The organism is Stutzerimonas marianensis (assembly GCF_022810315.1).
GTDB lineage: Bacteria > Pseudomonadota > Gammaproteobacteria > Pseudomonadales > Pseudomonadaceae > Stutzerimonas > Stutzerimonas marianensis.
In genome coordinates, this window is sequence record NZ_JALGRD010000010.1 from 73259 (window position 1) to 95480 (window position 22222).

Here is a 22222-nt window from a genome sequence, read left to right on the forward strand (position 1 = left end):
CGTCAGGCGTTCGCGGCCGGTGGCTTGGCGACCGAACACAGACGGATGGAGTCGGCCAGCACTTCGATGGCTTTCGGCCGCGGGAAGCTGGCGCGCCAGGCGATGGCCACGGTACGGAACGGCACCGGCGGGGTCAGCGGACGGATGTCCAGAACACCGGCCGAATAGTGATGACTGTCGACCGCCGAGAGCGGCAGGATCGATACGCCCAGGCCCGAGGCGACCATGTGGCGGATGGTTTCCAGCGAGGAGGATTCGACCGTGGTGTGGCTCGGTGCCTCGCCCTTGCGGGTGGTGGGGCAGGCTTCGAGGACCTGGTCGCGGAAGCAGTGGCCTTCGCCGAGCAGCAGCAGGCTCTTGTCGTTGAGCATCTCGCTGTCGATGGTCTCGCGCTTCGCCCAGGGATGGCCTGCGGGCATCAGCACGTAGAAGGGCTCGTCATACAGCGGCAGGGTCAGGACATCGGCTTCCTGGAAGGGCAGCGCGATGATGATCGCGTCCAGCTCGCCGGTGCGCAGCTTGTCGCGCAGGATGTGGGTGAAGTTTTCCTCGATGTACAGCGGCATGTCCGGCGCCACGCGGTGCAGCTGCGGGATCAGGTGCGGGAACATGTAGGGCCCGACGGTATAGATGGCGCCTACCTTCAGCGGGGTGGCCAGCTGGTTCTTGCCCGCCTGGGCCAGTTCGCGAATGCTCTGGGCCTGTTCGAGGACCTTCTGCGCCTGCGTGACGATGCCCTCACCGACGGGCGTCAGGCGCACCGCGCTCTTGGTCCGCTCGAAGATCAGCACCCCGAGTTCGTCCTCGAGTTTTTTCACCCCCACCGAGAGGGTCGGTTGGCTGACATGGCAGCGCTCGGCGGCGCGGCCGAAATGTTGCTCCTGGGCGAGCGTGACGATGTAGCGCAGTTCGGTCAGTGTCATAGCGTCATTCCATCAGAGTGCCGGCTAGCATAGCCTTTGCAGGTGTTCGAACCAACTGGCAGGCCGCTGTTCCGTTGCAATGCAGCGAGCGAAAACGGTCCTGCCGGCATTACACTCGATGCAGGCGGGCCAGATCGTCGGCCCGCACCGGTTATGGAGCAACCGCCATGGCAATTCGTCCTTCGGTAATGATCGCCGGCTGCGGCGACGTGGGTAGTCGTCTGGGCTTGCGGATGAGCCGTGCAGGCTGGACCGTGTTCGGCCTGCGTCGTCAGGCGGCATCGCTTCCGGTGCCGATTCTTCCGGTTCGTGGTGACCTTGCTTCCCCGGCGGTGCCTCGCGGCTGGCCGAATGGTCGTCTGGACTACCTCGTCTACGCCGCCTCGGCGAGCCAACATGACGAGGCGGGCTATCGACAGGCCTACGTCGAGGGACTGCGCAACGCGCTCGGCTGGCTGCAACAGCGGGACCAGCAGCCGCGGCGGCTGTTCTTTCTGTCCAGCACCGGCGTGTACGGGCAGCATGCCGGTGAATGGATCGACGAAACGTCGGCCACCGAGCCAACGGGTTACACCGGCAGCGTGATGCTCGAAGCCGAGGCGCTGGCGCTGGCCAGCGGCCTGCCGACGACGCGGGTGCGCATGGCCGGTCTGTACGACCCCGCGCGGCCCTGGATGCAGAACCAGGTGCGCGCCGGCCTGCGCGTCGATCGCGAGCCGCCGCAGTACAGCAACCGCATCCACCGTGACGATGCCGCCGGGCTGCTGGCCTGTCTGCTGGAGAAGGACCTGGCCGGCGCGCCGCTGGACGACTGTTACCTCGGCGTCGACGACGACCCGGCGCCGCTGCATGAAGTGGTCGATTTTCTGCGCGAACGGCTCGGCGTCACCCATTGGGCCGAGCAGACCATGACGCGCCGCGCCGGCAGCAAGCGCTGCAGCAATGCCCGCGCCCGCGCGCTGGGCTGGGTGCCGCAGTATCCGAGCTACCGCAACGGCTACGCGGGCGTCAGGCCGAACGCCAAAGGCTGACGGCCAAGCGGGCCTGTTGCCTGACGGGGCCCGCATCGCTCGACCTTCGCATGAATCGGACAAGCCCGATTCCTCATCCAGATTGCACCATTTATCGCAATTTGCCGCTGATCTCGCCGGATAGGCGTGTTTTCAGGCAACTCTGCCGGCACCCCGGTTACTAAAAATCTGATAGCACGCACGCCGTACACCCTGCCGCAGGGCAGCAGTCGGGTCAGGAGCAGCTGCCGCAACGCGGCGAAGACATCGGGAAGAACCACCACGGCGGCGTTTTCGAACACCGAACCAGGAGATTTTTCATGAGAGCCCTTCGCTGGCATGGCAAGCACGATATCCGCTGCGACAATCACGTTCCCGACCCGTCGATAGAAGACCCGCGCGACGCCATCATCAAGGTGTCCTCCTGCGCCATCTGCGGCTCCGACCTGCACCTGTACGACGGCTTCATGCCCGGCATGCAGCATGGCGACATCATGGGCCACGAGTTCATGGGCGAGGTGATGGAGGTCGGTTCGGCGAACAAGAAGCTCAAGGTCGGCGACCGCGTGGTAGTGCCGTTCACCATCGTCTGCGGCGAATGCGACCAGTGCCGGCGCGGCAATTTCTCGGTGTGCGAGCGCACCAACCGCAACAAGGACGTCGCCGACAAGGTCTTCGGCCACACCACTGCCGGGCTCTACGGCTACACCCACCTCACCGGCGGTTATGCCGGTGGTCAGGCCGAATTCGTGCGCGTGCCCTATGCCGATGTCGGCCCGGTGGTGATTCCCGACGGGATGACTGACGAACAGGTGCTGTTTCTCGGCGACATCCTGCCCACCGGCTGGCAGGCCGCGGCGCAGTGCGACATCCAGCCCACCGACACGGTGGCGGTGTGGGGCGCCGGCCCGGTCGGCCAGTTCGCCATCCGCAGCGCGGTGATGATGGGCGCCGAGCAGGTCATCTGCATCGACAACGTGCCCGAGCGGCTGTCGATGGCCCGCGCCGGCGGTGCCATCACCATCAATTTCGATGAGGAAAGCGTGCTCGAACGGCTCAAGGAGCTGACCCGCGGCAAGGGCCCGGAGAAGTGCATCGACTCGGTCGGCATGGAGGCACACGCGGCGCGCTCGATCGATTCCATGTACGACCGCGCCAAGCAGGCCCTGATGATGGAAACCGACCGCCCGCACGTGCTGCGCGAGATGATCTACGTCTGCCGCCCGGCCGGCATCATCTCGATTCCCGGTGTCTACGGCGGGCTGATCGACAAGATCCCCTTCGGCGCGGCGATGAACAAGGGGCTGACCTTCCGCATGGGTCAGACGCACGTCAACCGCTGGACCGATGACCTGCTCAAGCGCATCCAGGAGGGGCAGATCGACCCCAGCTTCGTCATCACCCACAGCGTCAGCCTCGAACAGGGCCCGGAGATGTACAAGACGTTCCGCGACAAGCATGACGGTTGCATCAAGGTGGTTCTCAAGCCCTAACAGGCCCCGAGCGGTCCCTCCAGCAGGGACTCGTTCATGCACCCCACGCCCGACGGAGGAGACATTTCATGAGCGTTCCACACCGCGTCACCCGCCCCAATCATTCCGCTCGCACGCTGGCCCGCGGGCTCGGCTGGTTCAGCATCGGCCTGGGCCTGGCCGAGGTGCTGATGCCCGGCAAGCTGGCGCGCTTTCTCGGCGTGCCTGGCCAAGAGGGCCTCATCCGCGCCTGCGGCGCCCGCGAAATCGCCACTGGCGTCGGGCTGCTGCTCACGGATGATCCCAAGCCCTGGATTTATGGCCGCATCGGTGGCGATGCACTGGACCTGGTTGGTCTGGGGCTGAGCATCGAGCGGGGCACCGAGCAGGTCAACGCGGCGATCGCCGCCGGCGCCGTGGCTGGCATCACGGCGCTGGACGTCAGCTGTGCGAAGGGCCTGGCGGCTGAAAGTCATTACGTCACCGAGTGGGACTACAGCGACCGCAGCGGATTTCCGGAGGAGCCGCAGGCGATGCGTGGGAAGGTCGAGGCGGAGTTCGCTGCGGGGCGGGCGGAGCCGAATGGGTATTCGGTTTCGATGTTGTTGCATTAGAAAAGCAACTCGGTGATCACCGAGGCGGAAGGGGCGGCGTTGGTTGGTTTTTGAGGCCTAGGTGATTACCGAGCTGTTTGATAGCTTGGTTTCGCCCTGCTGGGCGAGTCACTTTTTCCAGACGCGCCTACCCGGCCGGGAAAAAAGTAACCAAAAACGCTTGCCCCGACATCCGGGTCTCGCTTCGCTCGACTTCCCTCATTCCATCGCTACTCCGAGGGTCGCCGCGCAAGGGCCATCCATGGCCCTTCACGGCTCTCGCGGCATCCATGCCGCTCGCCCCTCTACGCAGCGATTCCATTCGGCCTTCTGAAGGGGCGGCCGGTGGCGCTGACAGTTGAGTTGCCAGTCAGTCGGATGGGCGAAGCTCATCGTTCCGATTGTTCAGCTGCACTACGCGGTCGCCCCATCCTGAAAGGCTCTTTCGCTCTTTCGCTCTTTCGCTCTTTCGCTCTTTTGCTGTTGGCGTTTGTGCGCGTGCCCTTCAGACGACGCAGAACGCCCCATCAGGAGGGTGAGCGGTATCGTTGCGTAAGGGAGCAAGCCGCATGGATGCGGCGAGAGGCTTAAAGGGCCAGGGATGGCCCTTGTAAGCCGGCCCCTGGAGCGGCGAGGGAGCGAACGAACCCCGGCGAAGCCGGGGCCGGATGCCGGGGCTAGCGTTTTTGCTTACTTTTTTTGGGGCCGGCCATCCGGGCAACTGAAAAAAGTAAGTCGCCCAGCAGGGCGAAACCAATGCTCCAACCAGCTCCGCCATCGGGCCCTAGGCTCGGAAGCCGAAGCCCAAAATTTGCTAAGGTCTGCAGCCCGCCCCCGCACCGCCACCCCTGGCGGCCACCACCTGATGAGAATCCATGTCCGCCGTCGTCAACGTCGTTCTTCCCGTTTTCGCCCTGATCCTGCTGGGTTTCGTCTGTCGCCGCACCGGCCGCATGGGGCCGACGGGCGCGTCCGAGCTCAACCGATTCGTCGTCTGGCTGGGACTGCCGGCGCTGCTATTCAGCGTCGTGGCCCGCTCGACCTGGAGCGAACTCTGGCAGCCAGGCTTCATCACCGCATTCGCTGTCGGCTGCCTGGGGGTGTTCGCCTTTACCCTGGGTTATCGCCTGCTGCAGAAGCAGCCGTTGGTCGATGCCAGCCTCGATGCGCTGGGCGCGTCCTACGCCAATACCGGGTACATCGGCATCCCGCTGTGCATGCTGGTGCTCGGCGATGAGGCGCTGCAGCCAGCCATGGTGGCTTCGATCGTGGTGGTCTGCGTGCTCTTCGCGATTGCGCTGGCCTGCGTCGAGACGGGGCTGCACGCCGGGCAGGGGTTCGGCCGCACGCTGGCCAAGGTGGCGGCGGCGCTGCTGCGCAATCCGCTGGTGGTGGCACCCTTGCTCGGTGGGCTCTGGGCGGCGAGTGGCGCCACCTTGCCGGTGCCCCTGGCGACCTTGCTCAAGCTGCTCGGCGCCGCAGCGGCGCCCTGTGCGCTGGTCTCGCTGGGCTTGTTCCTGGCGCAACCGCAGCCGGGTGGGCGGGTTACCGGCGTCTGGCCGCTGGTGGGGCTGAAGCTGATCGCCCAGCCGCTGATCACCGGCTACCTGGCGTTCCAGGTATTCGAGTTGCCGCCGCTCTGGGCCTATTCGGCGCTGTTGCTGAGTGCGCTCCCCACCGGGACAGGCCCCTACATGCTTGCCGAGTTCTACGGCCGGGAGGGCTCGCGGGTGTCGCGTGTCGTGCTGTATTCGACGCTCGGCTCGCTGGTCACCCTGTCGATCTGTCTGGTGCTGTTGCCGGTGTAGAGGCGGCCTTACGGATATGTCGCCCCTATAAAGCTCTGGCACGCGCGCCTGCGGCGTTATCCAACCGCCTGGGCCGGTCGTAGGGCGGAAAACCGCGAAGCGTTTTCCACGCGTTAACGTTCAGCCCGCCGGCCGCGTCACTTCCAGCACCACCGCGGCGATGCGGTCGCACTCGGTGTAGACGCCGTCGAGCAGCTCCTCGCCGAACACGTCCGGGTCCACCTCGCGGTAGCGCCAGTCGAAGCCGCGCCCTTCGAGACGCTGTTCGACCTCGCGGCGGAAGGGGTCCTGGCTGCCTTTCATTGCCACACCCGTGTACAGCAGCAGGGTGCCGCAGGGCGCGAGGCGTTGCAGCGCGCTGTCGACGATCGCCAGTGACAGGTCCGCCCCGAGGGCGCCGCCGCCGTGGCGATAGGCACGCTCGCCCGGGTCCACCAGATAGGGCGGATTGGCCAGGATCAGGTCGAAGTCGCCGTCGACATCGTTGAGCAGGTCGCTGTGGCGCGTGCTCAGGTTGTCCGCGCCGGCCAGGGCGGCGTTGAGGCGGGTGAGGCGCAGCGCCAGCGGGTTGATGTCCACGGCCAGCACCTCGGCGTGAGGGCGCGCCAAGGCGGTGAGGATCGCCCCGGCACCGGAGCCGCAGCCGATGTCCACCGCGCGGCGGATGTTGCCGGGGTGATGGTTCAGGTGGGCCTGGATGGCGTTGGCGAAGCGGTAGGTGTCGGGGCCGAAGAACACCGAGTCGGGGGCGTCGGTCGGGTAGGCCGAATGCACGAACAGCTGGCCGTCGAGGCTCGACAGGCGCACCCGGCTGCACCAGCGCGACTCGCGAGGCGCGAGCACACCGGCCTGATCCATGAGGCTGAAGATGCCGGGTGGCAAAAGGTCCTGCTGAAACGGCCGGCTCCAGCCGAAGACGCCTTGCAGGTCCTTGGCGAGCTGATTCTCGGGGCGCTGGTTGACCCGCTCGTGGGTCAGCGGCGTCGGCGTGACGAAATGATAGCCGCGCTCGCGCAGCGCATTGACCAGCTGCAGCAGCGCGCGGTCCTGGGTGGTTTCCGTGGTCATGGTGGTTCCCTGGCTTTCGCCTGTCAGTTGAACAGTCCGGTGAAGATGCGGGTGGCCAGCAGCCCGGCCGCGCTGTGGTGGCGAGTGGGCGCAAGCAGCGGCACGAGGTGGTGCATGCGCGCTTCGCGGCTCGGCAGCTGCGCCAGTTGTCGCTCGAGCAGTTGCGCCTCGGCATCGAAATCACTGCTCGGCTGGCCCTCGGCCGCGACCAGCGCGGGCTTGGCGGGGCGCTCGGCCGGGCGTCGACGGCTGTTGAACTGTGCCTGACGCTGCGCCAGGGCCGGGTGTGGTTTGCCTCGCGTTGGCGCCTGTTCAGCCAGCCAGTCGCCGGCGATCCAGTCGTGGATCAGCTGCTGCTCGTGGGCGCTGAAAACGCCGAACATGGGCGCCTGTTCGCCGGTGATCAGCTGCCAGAAACGGCTGTGCTGCGGATCCTCATGTCGTTTGATCCAGCCCCGACCCTGCAGGGTGTCGATGAAGGCCGGTATGCGCTGCGGCTCGGCCAGCCATTGGTTGACGGTGCGGCCGTCGAATCGGCAGTAGTCCGAGTGCACGAACTGACCGACGCCCGCTTTCTTTTCCAGAACGCGCAGCACTTCCTGCTCGGGGTCGAAGCCGCCGATCACCGACAGGGTGCTGGCGCCGAGGTCGTTGAGGCGGTAGCCGTTGATCACCCGGCGATAGAAATCTTCGCTGTCGCCCACCTGCGGCCAGGCGGCCAGCAACCCTTGCACGGCCTTTTTCGCATGGCCGTTGTCAGCGTTGTCGACGGTGACGTGCAGCGTGAAGTAGTAGGGATCGATGCCCAGTTCGGTGAGTTCGTAGGCGCTGATCAGCAGGTGCAGCGGCAGCTGCTCGTAGCCCAGATTGAAGCCGATCACTTCCGGCAGAAAGCGCTCGGCATGCTCGGCGAGGGCCAGCTGTATCGCACCCTGGACGAAATGCTCGTCATCGAGGCTCTGCCAGTCGTCGCAACCCTGGCTGGCGAGCAGCTTGCGATAGAGCACCACGTGGTTCTTGTCCGGCTGGCCTTCACCGAGTTCTTCCAGGTAGGTCTGGATCAGCGAGGTGAAGCGCGCATCGTCCCAGCGTTGCAATAGACCGTACAGCCAGGCCCCGTCGACCAGCTTGGTAGGTGCCACCCCGCGCAGGAAATGCAGCGCGTGGGCCTTGCTGGAAAAGTAACGGCGCGGGCCGCCGGCGCGGCGCTGGTCGAGGTAGGCCTGATACTCGGCGCCGACCTTCGCGGTGTGCTGCTCGATCCAGGCGCCCAGGCCGGCAGGGTCCTCGGGCAGGTCGCAAGGCAGCTCGGCGGCTTCTTGCAGCTGTCGTTCGAGGTACTCGGCAGCGCTGGCCCGTGTCTTTTCACTGGCAGGTGTGTCGAGCAGTTCGAAATAGAGAGCCCTGGACGGAGCCGTCGTTTCGGGTGCAACGAGCAGCGTGTCGACGGGCAGGCTTCGAGTCAATTGCATAAGTTCACATGGCGGCAGTGGGGAAGGCCCCAGATACATTTTTGGGCCCTGGCCGCGCTGGTTTAGTTCAGCACATCCGCCGAATGGCCAGCCATCACGTCGCCTGATCGCGATGCAACTTCTACCGCTGGCGGTCTTCCTAAACTGAAGGGGCGAGCCTAGCCCAACCCGCATCCAGACCAGGAGGACTCTCATGAACCCATCCGAACGCGGCCGGGAAAATCTTGAAAATATCGAAGACCGTCAGGGCGACCAGGCGCGCGGCACCGGCGAAGGGCGCACCAGCAATGGCGAGGCTGCCGGCGGCGATCGCCGCGATGTGCCGGGCGGTGCCTACAACGTGCCACCGGACGTCGCCGAAGACGTCAGCGACGAGCCGGCACGCAAGCCCGAGCGCTGATCAGGCCCGCTTGGTGGTCGGCCTCGCGTGGCCCGACCACCTCGCCGCGGGCTTCGTTTCGAGACATTTTTTATCGCGACGCTTAAGTTCGGGGCGTTCAGGGTCGCCTGCTGCCTGTAAGCACAGTGTCGCCGGTGCGTTTCGCTGCCCGGTGATCGGTCGACCGAGCAACCGAGCCTCCCATGCGCCAACACACCCGCCTCAGTTTCCGACACATCAGCCGAATCCTGGTGACCAACCGCCTCAGCGGCGAGCCCATGGGCTACGTGGCCGATCTGTCGATGGGCGGGCTGCGGCTGGTGGCCAAGCAGCCGCTGGGGATGAGCGGCTGCTACGAGATGGTGCTGCACGTGCCCGATCAGGGCGAGCGGCTGCGCGAGGTCGAGGTGGTGGTGATCTGTCAGTGGGTGCGCAAGGACACACGGCGCGACGCCTTCGAGATGGGCTTCTCGCTGGATCGGCCCAGCGCCGCGTTCATCGACCTGGTCGGGCGTCTGCTGCCCAAGCGCCGCTGATCAGCGATTGACCACCCTGGCCGGCAGCGCGATCACCAGCAGCGACCCCAGGACCAGGCAGGCGGCAAAGAACCAGAGCGCGCCGCCGCTCTTGCCGGTCAGCTGCAGTGTCACCCCGATTAGCGTGTTGCTGACCAGCCCGGCGATGTTGGCGAGCGAACAGGCCAGGGCGAAGCCGGTCGCCGCCGCGGTGCCGGTGAGAAAGGTCGCCGGCAGGCTGAAGAACACCGGCACCGCACCGATGATCGCGGCCTGGGCGATGGAAAACAGCAGCACCGTGGCGATCAGGTTGTCGGTGAAACCGGTGCTGGCGGCCATGGCTGCGGCGCCGATCCAGAACGGCAGGATGATGTGCCAGCGGCGCTCGCGGAAGCGGTCGGAACTGGCGCCGAGACCTAGCATGCCAAACACCGCGGCGAGGCTCGGCAGGGCCGTCAGCAGACCGATCTGCGAGGCATCGGTGACGCCCGCGTTGCGGATGAAGGTCGGCATCCAGAAGCCCATCGCGTAGGCGCTGAGCAGGATCGCGAAATCGATTCCGCCGAGCATCCACACTTTGAGATTGAAGAAGCCCTGGCGAAAGCTTTCGCCGCTGGCCGGGCTTTGCGCCTCGTCGAGCGTCAGGTCTCGCAGCACCTGGCCCTGTTCGGTGATGTCCAGCCAATCGGCCTGCTTGGGCCCCTCGGGCAGCATGCGCAGCGCCAGCAGCCCAAGCAACACGCTGGGGATGCCTTCGAGCAGGAACAGCCACTGCCAGCCGCGCAGGCCCTGGACCTGGTCGAAGTAATCGAGGATCCAGCCCGATAGCGGCGCGCCGACCACGCTCGACAGCGGCAGGCCGATCATGAACAGCGCGATCATCCGGCCGCGCCGGTAGGTCGGGAACCAGAGCGTCAGGTAATAGAGCACGCCCGGCAGGAAGCCCGCTTCGGCGACCCCCAGCAGAAAGCGCACCAGATAGAACTGCCCAGGCGTGGTCACCAGCATGGTGCAGGCCGAGAGTACGCCCCAGGTGATCATGATCCGCGCGATCCAGACCCGCGCCCCGACGCGCTTGAGGATCAGGTTGCTCGGCACCTCGAAGAGGATGTAGCCGACGAAGAACAGCCCCGCGCCAAGGCCGAACGCCGCCTCGCCCAGTGCCAGCTGATCAGCCATCTGCAACTTGGCGAAGCCGACGTTGATGCGGTCGAGATACGCGGCCAGGTAGCAGAAACAGAGGAAGGGAATCAGTCGCCAGGCGATCTTGCGGTACAGGCGCTGGCTGTCTGCTTCGCTGCTCGGGGTCAGGGCGTCGGGCGCCTGGGGCATCGTCATCTCCGGGGCGTTCAATGGGCGATGGTGTTCGGGGCGGACATGGTAGCGGACAAGTCCCGGTCCCGATGCGTGCCCTGGTTGCTCGAATTCATTCGCCCAGCCGACCGCCGCCGGCTCAATGACCTTGCCGCTGCGGATCACCTGCCTCGTCTGTGCTTAACTTTTCGCCCGAACTGCGACGGCGCTGGCCTGTCGCACCTGTTCCAGCCGTGCTCGCAGCGCGCCGCGCCGCGATCGGCATATCCCGCAACCCATCGGAGACAGGCATGACTTCACAGTGGATCGACATCCCCGCGAAAGACGGCAAGACCTTCAAGGGCTACCTGGCACTCCCTCCGGCCGGCCACGGCCCGGGCATCGTACTGATTCAGGAGATCTTCGGCGTGAACGAGCACATCCAGTCGGTCGCCGACCAGTACGCGTCCGACGGCTACGTGGTCCTCGCGCCCGACCTGTTCTGGCGCAGCGAACCCGGCGTCCAGCTCGGTTATGGCGGCGACGACTGGGAACGGGCATTCGCTCTGATGAAGGCGCTGGACTTCGACCTCGCCATCGATGACCTGCGCCGTAGCGCGGAGCTGCTGCGCGGACGTGACGACTGCAATGGGCGCGTGGCCTCGGTGGGCTACTGCATGGGCGGTGTGCTGTCCTACCTCCTGGCCGCCAACTCGGGCGTCGATGCGGCCGTCTGCTACTACCCCGGCAGCATCGAGAAGCGTCTGGATCAGGCCGGGAACATCAAGTGCCCGACGCTGTACCACTTCGCCGAGGAAGACGACCACATCGACAGCGATGCGGTCGCGGCGGTACAGGAAAAGATGGCGCAGGTCGGCGGGGCGCAGATCGAGACCTATCCCGGCGTCGACCACGGCTTCAACTGCTGGGCGCGGCCGGCTTACAACCAGAACGCCGCGGCGCTCGCCCATGGGCGGACCCTGGTGTTCCTGGCGAACAACCTGTAGTTCGTCGTGGCTTCACAGGGCGAACGAATCGCTCGCGCTTAGCCCGGTGCGGTGGCATGGGCGAATAAATTCGCCCCTACGGGCGCGGCGGGGTTTTCGAGCGTGGTGTGGGGCGTTATGTAGGGGCGAATTCCATTCGCCCGCGGTGGATCGGCGTGGCTCACGAGGGCGAATAAATTCGCCCCTACGGGCGCGGTGGGTTCCCGAGCGTGGTGTGGCCGGTATGTAGGGGCGAATTTCATTCGCCCGCGGTGGCTCGGCGTGGCTCACAAGGGCGAATAAATTCGCCCCTACGGGGCGCGGTGGGTTTCCGAGCGGGGTGTAGGCCGGTATGTAGGGGCGAATGTCGTTTGCCCGCGGAGGGTCGGGTCTGGCGTCACAAGGGCGAATAAATTCGCCCCTACGGGGCGCGGTGGGTTTCCGAGCGTGGTGTAGGCCGGTATGTAGGGGCGAATTTCGTTTGCCCGCGGAGGGTCGGGTCTGGCTTCACAAGGGCGAATAAATTCGCCCCTCCGGGTCGCGGTGGGTTTCCGGGCGTGGGGTGGGGCGTTATGTAGGGCGAATTCCAGTCGCCCGCGGTGGATCGGGCGTGGCTTCACACGGGCGAATAAATTCGCCCCTACGGGTCGCGGTGGGTTTCCGGGCGTGGTGTGGGGCGTTATGTAGGGCGAATTCCATTCGCCCGCGGTGGATCGGGCGGGGCTTCACACGGGCGAATAAAGTCGCCCCTACGGGCGCGGTGGGGTTTCCGAACGCGGGGTGGGCCGGTATGTAGGGGCGAATTTCGTGTGCCCGCGGAGGGTCGGGTCTGGCTTCACACGGGCGAATAAAGTCGCCCCTACGGGCGCGGTGGGTTCCCGAACGTGGTGTGGGGCAGTTGTAGGGGCGAATTCCATTCGCCCGCGGAGGGGCGGCGAGGCTTCACAGGGCGAATAAATTCGCCCCTACGGGCGCGGGGGGTTCCCGCACGTGGTGTGGGGCAGTTGTAGGGGCGAAGTCCATTCGCCCGCGGAGGGGCGGCGCGGCTTCACAGGGCGAATAAATTCGCCCCTCCGGGCGCGGTGGGTTCCCGAACGTGGGGTGGGGCAGTTGTAGGGGCGAATTCCAGTCGCCCGCGGAGGGGCGGCGAGGCTTCACCGGGCGAATAAATTCGCCCCTACGGGCGTGGTGGGTTTCCGAATGCGGTGTGGGGCGGTTGTAGGGGCGAATTTCATTCGCCCGCGGTGGATCGGGCGGGGCTTCCAAGGGCGAATAAATTCGCCCCTACGGGCGCGGTGGGGGTTCCGAACGCGGTGTGGGCCGGTATGTAGGGGCGACTTTCATTCGCCCGCGGTGGATCGGGCGGGGCTTCCAAGGGCGAATAAATTCGCCCCTACGGGCGCGGTGGGGTTTCCGAACGCGGTGTGGGCCGGTATGTAGGGGCGAATTTCATTCGCCCGCGGCATTGGAGTTAATGGCCCGCGGCCCTGGAGTTAACCCAGCGTCCCAAGGATGTTCACCCCCACCCGATCCGGTATCTCGTTCTGCGACAGCACATGCAGGCCCGGGCTGAATACCCGCGCATAGCGCGCCAGCAGCGGACGCAGTTGCGGCATCACGGTGAGGATTGGCGGGTGGCCGTCCTTGCGCAGCTTTTCCTTCACCACCGGCATGCTGTTCTGGAGCTGGTTGAGCAGGCTCGGTTCCACCGGAATGTTGTCCAGACTCACCTGGCCGGCCTGCTGAGCGATCGCCAAGGCGTTCAGCAGGGTGTTTTCCAGCGCGTTTTCCAACACGAACACCGCCAGCTCGCGGCGATCTCCCGCGATCATCGAAACGATGCTGCGACGCAGCGCATAGCGCACATCGGCCGCCAGCAGCACCGGGTCCTTGGTGGTTTCGCTGCATTCGAGCAGGGTGCTGGCGATGGTTTCGATGTCGCGCAGCGGCACCTCCTCCTGCAGCAGCTGACGGTACACGCGCATCTGCTGGGTGTAGCTCAGCGCGCCCTTCAGGCTTTCGGCCAGCTTTGGCGCCTGCAGGGTCAGGCGTTGCATCAGGTGCTCGACGTCATCGTGCTTGAACAGGTCCGGCAGGTGCTCGCGCACCACTTTGTTCAGGTGGGTGGCGACCACGCTGGCGCAGTCGATCACCTGATAGCCGAGGTTCAGCGCCCGCGACTTGTCCGTCGGCTGAATCCACACCACCTGCATGCGGTACGCCGGATCGGTGCCGAGGATGCCATCGATCTCGCCGTACAGCTCCGGCGAGGGGATCGCCATCAGGCGGTCGGCATGCAGCTCGGCGCCGTCGATCTTCTCGCCATTGATGTAGATGTCATATTGCGAAGCCTTGAGCCGCAAGCTGTCGCGAATCTGCACTTCCGGCAACAGGAAGCCCAGGTGCTCGGAGAGCGTCTGGCGCACGCCGCGCACCCGTGCCGGCAGCGGCGCGCCCGAGGCTTCGTTGACCAGCCCGACCAGCTTGTAGCCCAGCGAAATCGACAGTCGCTCGACCAGCGGGATGTCTTCCCAGGCCAGCGTCTGGGCCTTTTCCTTGTCCATCGCCTGGCCGAGCTGCTGGATCTCCTTGAGATCCGCTCCGGCAGCCGGCGGCTCGTGCAGCGACACCCGCCAGCCGATGAAACCGATCAGCGCGGCAAAGCCGATAAAGGCCAGGTGCGGCATGCCCGGCACCAGGCCGAGCACGAAGAGGATACCGGCCACGGTGTACAGCGAGGCCGGGTTGGCCAGCAGCTGGCGCTGCACCTGGCTGGTGATGTCGCTGGATTCGTTGATCCGCGTGACGATGATCGCCGCCGCGGTGGACAAGAGTAGCGCCGGAATCTGCGCGACGAGGCCGTCGCCGATGGTCAGCAGGGCGTACTGCTTGAAGGCTTCGCCAGCCGCCAGGTCGTGGGCGAACACGCCGATGGCGAAACCGCCGAACAGGTTGATCAGGAGGATCAGGATGCCGGCGATGGCGTCGCCGCGGACGAACTTCGAGGCACCGTCCATGGCCCCGTAGAAGTCGGCTTCCTTGGCCACTTCCTGGCGCCGCGCCTTGGCCTCTTCCTGCGTGACGAGGCCGGCGTTGAGGTCGGCATCGATGGCCATCTGCTTGCCCGGCAGGGCGTCCAGGGTGAAGCGCGCGGTCACTTCCGAAATCCGCTCACCGCCCTTGGTGATGACGATGAAGTTGATGATCATCAGGATCACGAACACCACCAAGCCGACGATGAAGTTGCCGCCGATGACCACTTCGCCGAAGGCCTCGATCACCTTGCCCGCCGCGCCAGTACCGGTATGACCTTCGAGCAGCACCACGCGCGTCGAGGCGACGTTGAGGGTCAGGCGCATCAGCGTGGTGATCAGGATCACCGTCGGGAACAGCGAGAAATCCAGCGGACTTTTCGACGACACGCTGACCAGCAACACCAGAATCGACATAGCGATGTTGAAGGTGAACAGCACGTCCAGCAGCTGCGGCGGCAGCGGCAGGATGATCATCGCGAGGATCGACAGGATGATCAGCGGAATCCCAATCCGTCCGCTGCTGAAGGTCGGCGTCAGTTTCTGAATCAGGCTCATGATCGGGCTCGGTTGAACAGTTCTTCGGGAATATGGATGTCGCTGGCCAGCCTGGGCTTCGCGCGCCGGCCTTGCTTCCAGGCCTTGAGCTGGAGGATGTAGGTCAGCACATGGGCCACCGCGGTGTAGAGCGGCGCCGGAATCTGTTGGTTGACCTGGGTACTGAAGTAGATCGCCCGCGCCAGCGGCGGCAGCTCGACCACTTCCAGCCCGTTGGCCTGCGCCAGCTTGCGGATGTACAGCGCGGTTTCATCGACACCGCGCGCGATGACGAAGGGTGTTTCGGCCTTCTTCGGGTCGTACTTGAGCGCCACGGCGTAGTGGGTCGGGTTGACGATCACCACGTCTGCATCCTTGATCACCCGGCTGATCTGGCGCTGGGCCAGTTGGCGCTGCAGCTGCTTGATCCGCGCCTTCACCTCGGGCCGGCCTTCCTGGTTCTTGTGTTCTTCCTTGCGCTCCTGCTTGGTCATGCGCATTTTTTTCAGGAAGAAGAAGCGCTGCAGCGGGATGTCGATAAAGGAGAACAGCACGAACACCAGCAGCAACGTGATCGCCAGGTCGAACGTCAGCGAGAAGGCGCTGCCGATTGCGTTGCTGATGTCGCTGCGCTGCAGGGCGATGAGCTGGGGCGCGGCGTAATAGAGCTGGCCGACGGCCACGGCGAGCAGCGTGGCGATCTTCAGCAGCGATTTGAGGAGCTCGGTCCAGTTCTGCGCGCCCACCATCCGCCCGAGGCCGGTGATGGGGTTGAGCTTGCTGAAGGTCGGCGTGAAGTTCTTCGAGGCGAAGACCCAGCCACCCGGCACCAGGGCGAAGGCAATGACCAGGATCGGCGTGATTAGCAACGGCAGCAGCACGCTGATGAACACCAGCAGGTTGTGGGTGAGGATCAGCTGCAGGTCGTCGACTGTCATTTCGCTCTTGTAGAAGTCGATGTACGAGTAGCTGAACGCCTGCTGCATGCCATCGAAGAAAAAGCCGATGCTGAACTTCAGCACCAGCAGGGTCACCAGCAGCGAGACCGTGGTGGCGACATCCTTGGAGCGGGTGACTTGGCCTTCGTCGCGACTCTTCTTGAGTTTTTGCTCGGAGGCCTCTTCGGTCTTGTCCTGGGTGCTGTTCTGCTCAGCCATCGCGACCGCTCCGCAGGATCTCGCCGATGTTGCCCAGCAGCTCCCGGGTCAGGTGCAGGTAGGCTTCCGAGAGGTTCGGCAGGGTCAGGTAGATCAGCACCAGCCCGGCGATGATCGCCATGGGAAAACCCAGGGAAAACAGGTTCATCGCCGGCGAAATACGGTTGAGCAGGCCAAAACAGAACTGCACCAGCGTCATGCAGAACACGATCGGCAGGGCGATCAGCAGCGCGGCGGAAATCACCCAGCTCAGCGACATGGCGATGGTCTGCAGGCCATCGAAGTGAATGCCGCTGCCGACCGGCCAGAGCACGAAGCTCTGGTAGATGATGGTGACGATCACCAGGTGTCCATCGGTGGCGAAGAACAGCAGCGCCAGCAGGATGAAATACAGCTGGTAGATGATCGAGGCCGAGGACACGCCGTTCATGGGGTCGTTGAACACCGCCATGGACAGGCCCAGCTGGGTCGAGACGATATCGCCGATCAGCGTGAACACCGTGAACACCAGCATCAGCGCCACGCCCAGCAGCAGGCCCATGGCGATCTGTTCCAGCGCCGTGAGAAGGCCCTTCAGGGACAGCGGGTCGATGGGCGCCGTTGCCGGCAGTGCGGCGGTGAGCACCACGGTCAGGGCAATCGCCAGCAGCACCCGCACGCGCACGCTGAGCGACTTGTGGCTGAACATCGGCGCCAGGCTGAACACGGCCATGATGCGGCAGAACGGCCACCAGTAACCGAGCAGCGACTGCAGGTACTGACCGACCTGCATGATGGGTTCGTTGCCCACGGCTAACCGACCAGCCGTCCGGCTTGGGTGAAGGTTTCGATGAACAGGTCGCTGAAGGTGCGCAGGATCCAGTGCCCGGCGAATACCAGCATGCCCAGGGTGATCAGCAGGCGCGGCAGGAAGCTGAGCATCTGTTCGTTGATCTGAGTGGCCGCCTGGAAAATGCTCACCAGCAGGCCGCCGAGCAGGCTCGGCACCACCAGCACGCAGACGACCAGGACGATGACGTGGATGGCGTTGGAGATGATGTTGACGGCGGTGTCGGGGGTCAGCATTTAGGCACCTGCGAGGTGAAGGCGGTTTTGCAGTTCAGAGCAGCAGCGAGTCCGTGTAGGAGCGAGCTTGCTCGCGATCCGGTGTTGGCAGCCCGTATGCTGCTAGATCGCGCCGCGCTTTCCCTGGCCGGTGCTACGGGGTGCGCCGTCTGCAGTGGTTCCGACGCTTTTTGTAGGAGCGGGAAGCGGCACCGAGTCTTCCCTAGTGAAGCTTTTTGGCTTTGGGTTCGTTGGGCGACCCCTATTGGCCGGGTTGGCTGAGGCAGTGGTTTCGCCCTGCTGGGCGAGTCCCTTTTGGCAGTCGCCGGATGGCCGGCCCCGCCCAAAGGAACCAAAAGGTCTTGCCCCTGCATCCGGGTCTCGCTGCGCTCGACTTCCCTCATTCCATCGCTGCTTCGAGGGTCGCCGCGCAAGGGCCATCCATGGCCCTTCACGGCTCTCGCGGCATCCATGCCGCTCGCCCCTCTGCGCAGCGATTCCATTCGGCCTCCTGAAAGGGGCGGTTCTGTGGCGTCTGAGAGGCCGTACAACGAATTGGTCGTGCGGGGTTCAACGGATCGTAGGGTGGGTAACGCGAAGCTTACCCACCGGTTTTCGAAGGCTAGGTTCGATACCGATCGCGGCGTCGATTGCGGTGGAAAATGCTTCGCAGTTTTCCACCCGGCGAAACCTGCCAAAGGTTGAAGCGCTTTGTTGCTTTCGCTGTTCAAAAACTCCCAGACGACTCGGTCCCGAGTCCCCTTCAGGAGGCCGAGCGTAGGCGGTGCGTAGGGGGGCGCGAGGCATGGATGCCGAGCGAGGAGCGATGGGACCTGGATGTCCCTTCGCGACGACCCCCGAAGCAGCGCCGGAGCGAGGGAAGTTTTGCGCAGCAAAACCCGCATGCAGGGGTGGCCTTCTTTTTGGTTACTTTTTCTTGGCCACACAAGAAAAAGTGACGCGCCGTGCAAGGCGCAACCTGTAGTCCCAGCCGAGGAAAGCGCGGCGTCGTGCATGAAGGTCTGCGCCAGCGCCTGATCGCAAGAAAAGACTGGGCGCACCATCACGCTGTTACGAGAAGCGATAGATCGTTCGGCCGCTGAGGCATAGGAGGAGCGATGACTCATCACAGCGCCCCCTAAAACGGCTGAACACTGGTGGTCAGCGTCCCCATCAACAACGCCCACCCATCCACCAACACAAAAATCATCAACTTGAACGGCAGCGAGATCATCATCGGCGACAGCATCATCATGCCCATCGCCATCAGCACGCTGGCCACCACCAGATCGATCACCAGGAAGGGCACGAAAATCATGAAGCCCAGCTGAAACGCCGTCTTCAACTCACTCAGCACGAATGCCGGCAGCAACAGGGAGAAGTCCAGGTCTTCCAGGTTCTCCGGGACTTCCTCACCCGCCAGCGCAACCATGGTTTCCAACGAGGTCTTGTTGGTCTGCGCCAGCATGAAAGCCGACAGGCTGGTCTTCGAAACGTCCAGCGCCTGCTCCAGGCTGATTTCGTCGTTCTGGAAGGGCTCGAAGGCCGCGCTGTGGATGTCCTGCCAGACCGGGCGCATCACCAGCAGGGTGACGATCAGCGCGATGCCGATCAGCACCTGGTTCGGCGGGCTCTGCTGCAGGCCGATGGCCTGACGGAGGATGGCCAGCACGATGATGAAGCGGGTGAAGCAGGTCATCATCATCAGCATCGCCGGCAGGAAGCCCAGCAGCGTCATGATGATCAGGATCTGCAGCTTGATGCTGAATTCCTGGCCGTTCTCCGTATCGTTCAGGTTGAACAGCGTGATTTCGCCGTTAGCGGCCTGGGCCATCAGCGGAAACAGGCTGATCAGCACCAGGCACAGCAGCGACAGGCCGCGGCGCAGTTTCATGGCGTCAGCGCATCCAGGCCGGCGCCGGACAGTTCGACGATGCGCAGGCCATAGCTGCCATTCATCACCACCACTTCGGCCTTAGCGAACAGGGTGCCGTTGACCTTCACGTCCAGCGGCTCGCCGGCGACCTTGTCGAGGACGATGACGCTGCTGGTGTCGCACTCCATCAGTTCTTTCAGCGAGATCTCGGCTGAGGCCACTTCCAGGGTGACGTTGACCGGAATCTTGCCGAAGAAGCTCAGATCCGGGCGCTGGGCCTGGGGCTGCGGAGCCGGGGCGGCGGCGGGCTCATCGGCGCCGTCGAGGCTCAGGTCGCCCTCGCTGATGAGGTTCTCGAATTCGTTGTCGGAGAGTTGACCGGTCATTGGGCTTTCACGCTTTCAAGAGAAGTAAGGAACAGGGCGCCGTCTTCCTCGAAGACGGTCCCCCGGAAAAGCTTCTGCTGGTTGATGCGCACCTCGTAGCGGTCCAGCGGGCGCACCATGAGGATGTCGTTGAGCTGCAGCGCGAGGACTTGCGACAGCGGCATCTGTACCGAGGCAACGACGCAATCGAGGCGTACCGGCAGATGCTGGATGTGATCGAGCGGGTTGCCGGGCAGCCGGGCCGGCAACGGGCCGGCCAGACGCAGGGTTAGTTCATCGACCAGTTCGGCGTCGAGATAAATGAAGATCGACGAGCGGCTCTGGGTCAGGTGACTGATGTATTCGAACTGGGCGACATATTCCCAGGTGATTTCTTCATAGTCGTTTTCATAGTGTTCGAGTGGGCCGAAGGTTTCGCCGGACAATATCGAGCGCGCAAAGATATAACTCAGGTCCAGGCCCAGCCGATGGCGCATTCGATGTTCCGACGTGCTAAGTGGCGGCGTGTCCTGGTTGGGCACGACGGTGCCGCCGTAATAACACTCCAGCGCTTCGGTCAACAGGGCGCGATCAATCGAAAACCCCACTTTGCCCATGGGCGACCGATAGATGCAGTCGGGCGTCTGTTCGCCGGCTTCTTGTACGTCCACTCTGCAGAGTTCGAGGCTGATCCGGTAGTTGCGCAGGAAGTAATCGCCCATCAAGCGTGGATTCTTGTTGGTACTTTCCTTGATGAACTGCGGGATCTTGTGGTGATGCCGGCCCAGCTTCTGCGGTTTCAATACAGTCAGGCTTTGGGCGGGCACGCCATGATGGACTTTTGAATTGCCAGACATGTTGTGAACTGTATGTCCTGAAGTCGTGCGCGTTCCGGTGGGTCGGTGCGGCGCCTATAAGCAGAAGAGGGTGTGGCCAGGCCGTGCATGCGGCACCTGATCCAGCAGGCACGGCTCTAGCGTGCCGCCAGTCTAGGCATGGGCGCGAGGAAGGATTAAATCAATAGATATCAAATGATCTCTTTTGAGATCGCTTGTTTGGTATTGATTTAATTTTAGCGGAACTGATTGGGCTGTTCGTTCGGCACGGGATACCGTGCGCGCAGATGTTTCGGAATGGCCGGTCGTTGAAGTTTCAGGTTGGTTGCCCAGTTGAACAGGCAAGGCGACCGAAGTTCCGAATCGCTTAAATAAATTTTTTGTCAGCGACGCCCGGCGTTGCACTTCGCCAGAACAGCGAAGTGCGCCCACGGCAAGGTGGTCACATTGAACAGTTTCAGTCATGCAATGAACTACTCGTGCGAGGCGTCCGTCGCCCACATGCCGGTGCGCAAGCAAGTTCTGATACTTGGCGAGGCCGCCGAAGGCGATAACTTTCTGCGCGACGGATTGCGCAGACAGGGTTGCGATGTATCGGTGCAGCGGGCGTTTGCCGAACTGAATAATGCGAAACTCAAGGAAGGCGCACTGGTCTTCGTCTTGATCAGCGGCGTGGCCGGCAAAACACTGTATGCCGATGTCGATGCCCTGGTCCGTCGGGTTCGTAATATCAGTGTTATTCCCGTCGTCGAATATGCCGACCAGGAAAAGGCCGCCACGTTACTTGAACTGGGTTGTGTCGATTACTTGCTCTCACCCTTCAGTGAAAGCCAGCTCGAAGCCCTTTTGCGCCGCCAGGAATATGCCAATGCCGCGCAGGAAAGTTTCGTCTCCTGTTCGCAGGCTGGCCGTCGGTTGCTGGCCATGGCGCAGCGTGTTTCGTTGACCCGTGCGCCCATCCTCATCACTGGCGAGACCGGCACCGGCAAGGAGCTGATGGCGCGCTACATTCATCGTTTCTCGGCCAGCGCCGATGCGCCCTTTATCGCGGTCAACTGCGCCGCGATTCCCGAGCAGATGCTCGAATCCATTCTCTTCGGCCATGAGAAGGGCGCCTTCACCGGCGCGGTGGCCGCCCAGCCGGGCAAGTTCGAACTCGCCAACGGCGGCACGCTGCTGCTCGACGAGATCGGCGAACTGCCGCTGGGGCTGCAGGCCAAGCTGCTGCGCGTGCTGCAGGAGCAGCGCGTCGAGCGCCTCGGCGGTCGCAAGGAAATCGAACTCAACGTGCGCATCATCGCCGCGACCAACCGTGACCTGCAGGTGGAAGTCGCCGAAGGGCGTTTCCGCGCCGACCTGATGTTCCGCCTCGACGTGCTGCCGCTGCACATCAGCCCGCTACGCGAGCGCAAGGAAGATGTCCTGCCGCTGGCTCGTCGCTTCGTCGCCAAGTACGCGCCGCAGGAAGCCGGCGAGGAGCTGTTCACCAGCGATGCCTGCCGCGCCCTGCTGCAGCACGATTGGCCGGGCAACGCCCGTGAGCTGGAAAACACCGTGCAGCGCGCCCTGGTGCTGCGCAATGGGCTGTTCATTCAGCCGCAGGATCTTGGCCTTGCCGTGTCGCCGCAGAGCGAAACGCGGGTCGACAAGCCCCAGGCGCTGTTCGCCGAAAGTGGCAAGGCGGCGCTGCGCGCCAGCGGCAAGTGGGCCGAGTACCAGCACGTGATCGACACCATTCGCAGGTTCGACGGACACAAGACCAAGGCTGCCGCCAGCCTCGGCATGACCTCGCGCGCCCTGCGCTACCGCCTCAATGCCATGCGCGAGCAGGGCATCGAGCTGAATTTCTGACACGA

20 protein-coding genes are annotated in these 22222 nt (G+C 64.2%); 8 read left to right on the forward strand and 12 right to left on the reverse strand.

Features of this window, described 5'->3' with window-relative positions; genetic code table 11:
- Positions 1 to 2 precede the first annotated feature (2 nt).
- Positions 3 to 923, reverse strand: a complete 921-nt coding sequence (locus MST27_RS17760) for a hydrogen peroxide-inducible genes activator (protein WP_243607271.1) — start codon at positions 921 to 923, stop codon at positions 3 to 5.
- A 167-nt stretch (positions 924 to 1090) separates the two neighbouring features.
- On the opposite strand from MST27_RS17760, the gene MST27_RS17765 reads away from it, so the two are divergent.
- The 4 genes from MST27_RS17765 (at position 1091) to MST27_RS17780 (ending at position 5806) form a co-directional block, all read left to right on the forward strand.
- Entirely contained in the window at positions 1091 to 1954 is an 864-nt protein-coding gene (locus MST27_RS17765; protein ID WP_243607272.1) for an NAD-dependent epimerase/dehydratase family protein, read from the forward strand.
- Positions 1955 to 2253: 299 nt separating this feature from the next.
- Positions 2254 to 3426: a zinc-dependent alcohol dehydrogenase gene (locus tag MST27_RS17770; RefSeq protein WP_243607273.1), complete on the forward strand. Its 1173-nt coding sequence runs from the start codon at positions 2254 to 2256 to the stop codon at positions 3424 to 3426.
- 68 nt (positions 3427 to 3494) lie between these two features.
- Positions 3495 to 4019, forward strand: a complete 525-nt coding sequence (locus tag MST27_RS17775; protein WP_243607274.1) for a transcriptional regulator — start codon at positions 3495 to 3497, stop codon at positions 4017 to 4019.
- A gap of 854 nt (positions 4020 to 4873) precedes the next feature.
- On the forward strand, positions 4874 to 5806 hold the full coding sequence (locus tag MST27_RS17780) for an AEC family transporter (RefSeq protein WP_243607275.1): 933 nt from the start codon (positions 4874 to 4876) through the stop codon (positions 5804 to 5806).
- A 120-nt stretch (positions 5807 to 5926) separates the two neighbouring features.
- On the opposite strand, the gene MST27_RS17785 is transcribed toward MST27_RS17780, so the two are convergent.
- Both MST27_RS17785 and MST27_RS17790 read right to left on the reverse strand, forming a co-directional pair.
- The gene (locus tag MST27_RS17785) at positions 5927 to 6874 is read right to left on the reverse strand and encodes a methyltransferase (RefSeq protein WP_243607276.1); all 948 of its coding nucleotides are present in this window, start codon (positions 6872 to 6874) and stop codon (positions 5927 to 5929) included.
- Between the two features lie 23 nt (positions 6875 to 6897).
- Positions 6898 to 8346 (reverse strand): iron-containing redox enzyme family protein, encoded by a 1449-nt coding sequence (locus tag MST27_RS17790; protein ID WP_243607277.1) that lies wholly within the window; start codon positions 8344 to 8346, stop codon positions 6898 to 6900.
- A 193-nt stretch (positions 8347 to 8539) separates the two neighbouring features.
- On the opposite strand from MST27_RS17790, the gene MST27_RS17795 reads away from it, so the two are divergent.
- Complete coding sequence (locus tag MST27_RS17795; protein WP_243607278.1) at positions 8540 to 8746, forward strand: hypothetical protein; 207 nt, start codon at positions 8540 to 8542, stop codon at positions 8744 to 8746.
- A 182-nt stretch (positions 8747 to 8928) separates the two neighbouring features.
- Positions 8929 to 9261, forward strand: a complete 333-nt coding sequence (locus MST27_RS17800) for a PilZ domain-containing protein (protein ID WP_243607279.1) — start codon at positions 8929 to 8931, stop codon at positions 9259 to 9261.
- Here the strand turns inward: MST27_RS17800 and MST27_RS17805 are convergent, their stop codons facing one another.
- Entirely contained in the window at positions 9262 to 10572 is a 1311-nt protein-coding gene (locus MST27_RS17805) for an MFS transporter (RefSeq protein ID WP_243607280.1), read from the reverse strand. It lies immediately after the preceding gene.
- Between the two features lie 272 nt (positions 10573 to 10844).
- Between MST27_RS17805 and MST27_RS17810 the strand changes: the two genes are divergently transcribed.
- Positions 10845 to 11540, forward strand: coding sequence for a dienelactone hydrolase family protein (locus tag MST27_RS17810; RefSeq protein WP_243607281.1), 696 nt, complete (start codon positions 10845 to 10847; stop codon positions 11538 to 11540).
- A gap of 1472 nt (positions 11541 to 13012) precedes the next feature.
- On the opposite strand, the gene flhA is transcribed toward MST27_RS17810, so the two are convergent.
- From flhA to MST27_RS17850, 8 genes are all read right to left on the reverse strand, one after another.
- Entirely contained in the window at positions 13013 to 15109 is a 2097-nt protein-coding gene (flhA, locus tag MST27_RS17815; protein ID WP_243607282.1) for a flagellar biosynthesis protein FlhA, read from the reverse strand.
- Entirely contained in the window at positions 15106 to 16245 is a 1140-nt protein-coding gene (flhB, locus tag MST27_RS17820) for a flagellar biosynthesis protein FlhB (protein WP_243607283.1), read from the reverse strand. The genes flhA and flhB overlap by 4 nt, the downstream gene beginning before the upstream one ends.
- On the reverse strand, positions 16238 to 17017 hold the full coding sequence (fliR, locus tag MST27_RS17825) for a flagellar biosynthetic protein FliR (RefSeq protein WP_243607387.1): 780 nt from the start codon (positions 17015 to 17017) through the stop codon (positions 16238 to 16240). The genes flhB and fliR overlap by 8 nt, the downstream gene beginning before the upstream one ends.
- Before the next feature lie 20 nt (positions 17018 to 17037).
- On the reverse strand, positions 17038 to 17310 hold the full coding sequence (locus MST27_RS17830; protein ID WP_045422699.1) for a flagellar biosynthetic protein FliQ: 273 nt from the start codon (positions 17308 to 17310) through the stop codon (positions 17038 to 17040).
- Between the two features lie 1117 nt (positions 17311 to 18427).
- Positions 18428 to 19183 (reverse strand): flagellar type III secretion system pore protein FliP, encoded by a 756-nt coding sequence (gene fliP, locus MST27_RS17835; RefSeq protein WP_243607284.1) that lies wholly within the window; start codon positions 19181 to 19183, stop codon positions 18428 to 18430.
- Positions 19180 to 19551 (reverse strand): flagellar motor switch protein FliN, encoded by a 372-nt coding sequence (fliN, locus tag MST27_RS17840; protein ID WP_243607285.1) that lies wholly within the window; start codon positions 19549 to 19551, stop codon positions 19180 to 19182. The genes fliP and fliN overlap by 4 nt, the downstream gene beginning before the upstream one ends.
- Entirely contained in the window at positions 19548 to 20387 is an 840-nt protein-coding gene (locus tag MST27_RS17845) for a FliM/FliN family flagellar motor switch protein (RefSeq protein ID WP_243607286.1), read from the reverse strand. Before MST27_RS17845 ends, fliN begins: the two co-directional genes overlap by 4 nt.
- Positions 20388 to 20519: 132 nt before the next feature.
- Positions 20520 to 20831 carry a hypothetical protein gene (locus MST27_RS17850; protein ID WP_243607287.1) on the reverse strand — a complete coding sequence of 104 codons (312 nt, stop codon included), beginning with the start codon at positions 20829 to 20831 and terminating at the stop codon, positions 20520 to 20522.
- A gap of 3 nt (positions 20832 to 20834) precedes the next feature.
- Here MST27_RS17850 and MST27_RS17855 point away from each other — a divergent pair, with 3 nt between their 5' ends.
- Positions 20835 to 22217 carry a sigma-54 dependent transcriptional regulator gene (locus MST27_RS17855; protein WP_243607388.1) on the forward strand — a complete coding sequence of 461 codons (1383 nt, stop codon included), beginning with the start codon at positions 20835 to 20837 and terminating at the stop codon, positions 22215 to 22217.
- The last annotated feature ends 5 nt before the right edge of the window (positions 22218 to 22222 follow it).

Bases quoted from the DNA above. Each gene is read 5' to 3' on its own strand.
- MST27_RS17760 (WP_243607271.1), bottom strand. From the start codon at position 923: ATGACACTGACCGAACTGCGCTACATCGTCACGCTCGCCCAGGAGCAA.
- MST27_RS17765 (WP_243607272.1), top strand. From the start codon at position 1,091: ATGGCAATTCGTCCTTCGGTAATGATCGCCGGCTGCGGCGACGTGGGT.
- MST27_RS17770 (WP_243607273.1), top strand. From the start codon at position 2,254: ATGAGAGCCCTTCGCTGGCATGGCAAGCACGATATCCGCTGCGACAAT.
- MST27_RS17775 (WP_243607274.1), top strand. From the start codon at position 3,495: ATGAGCGTTCCACACCGCGTCACCCGCCCCAATCATTCCGCTCGCACG.
- MST27_RS17780 (WP_243607275.1), top strand. From the start codon at position 4,874: ATGTCCGCCGTCGTCAACGTCGTTCTTCCCGTTTTCGCCCTGATCCTG.
- MST27_RS17785 (WP_243607276.1), bottom strand. From the start codon at position 6,874: ATGACCACGGAAACCACCCAGGACCGCGCGCTGCTGCAGCTGGTCAAT.
- MST27_RS17790 (WP_243607277.1), bottom strand. From the start codon at position 8,346: ATGCAATTGACTCGAAGCCTGCCCGTCGACACGCTGCTCGTTGCACCC.
- MST27_RS17795 (WP_243607278.1), top strand. From the start codon at position 8,540: ATGAACCCATCCGAACGCGGCCGGGAAAATCTTGAAAATATCGAAGAC.
- MST27_RS17800 (WP_243607279.1), top strand. From the start codon at position 8,929: ATGCGCCAACACACCCGCCTCAGTTTCCGACACATCAGCCGAATCCTG.
- MST27_RS17805 (WP_243607280.1), bottom strand. From the start codon at position 10,572: ATGCCCCAGGCGCCCGACGCCCTGACCCCGAGCAGCGAAGCAGACAGC.
- MST27_RS17810 (WP_243607281.1), top strand. From the start codon at position 10,845: ATGACTTCACAGTGGATCGACATCCCCGCGAAAGACGGCAAGACCTTC.
- flhA (WP_243607282.1), bottom strand. From the start codon at position 15,109: ATGAGCCTGATTCAGAAACTGACGCCGACCTTCAGCAGCGGACGGATT.
- flhB (WP_243607283.1), bottom strand. From the start codon at position 16,245: ATGGCTGAGCAGAACAGCACCCAGGACAAGACCGAAGAGGCCTCCGAG.
- fliR (WP_243607387.1), bottom strand. From the start codon at position 17,017: ATGCAGGTCGGTCAGTACCTGCAGTCGCTGCTCGGTTACTGGTGGCCG.
- MST27_RS17830 (WP_045422699.1), bottom strand. From the start codon at position 17,310: ATGCTGACCCCCGACACCGCCGTCAACATCATCTCCAACGCCATCCAC.
- fliP (WP_243607284.1), bottom strand. From the start codon at position 19,183: ATGAAACTGCGCCGCGGCCTGTCGCTGCTGTGCCTGGTGCTGATCAGC.
- fliN (WP_243607285.1), bottom strand. From the start codon at position 19,551: ATGACCGGTCAACTCTCCGACAACGAATTCGAGAACCTCATCAGCGAG.
- MST27_RS17845 (WP_243607286.1), bottom strand. From the start codon at position 20,387: ATGTCTGGCAATTCAAAAGTCCATCATGGCGTGCCCGCCCAAAGCCTG.
- MST27_RS17850 (WP_243607287.1), bottom strand. From the start codon at position 20,831: ATGACTGAAACTGTTCAATGTGACCACCTTGCCGTGGGCGCACTTCGC.
- MST27_RS17855 (WP_243607388.1), top strand. From the start codon at position 20,835: ATGAACTACTCGTGCGAGGCGTCCGTCGCCCACATGCCGGTGCGCAAG.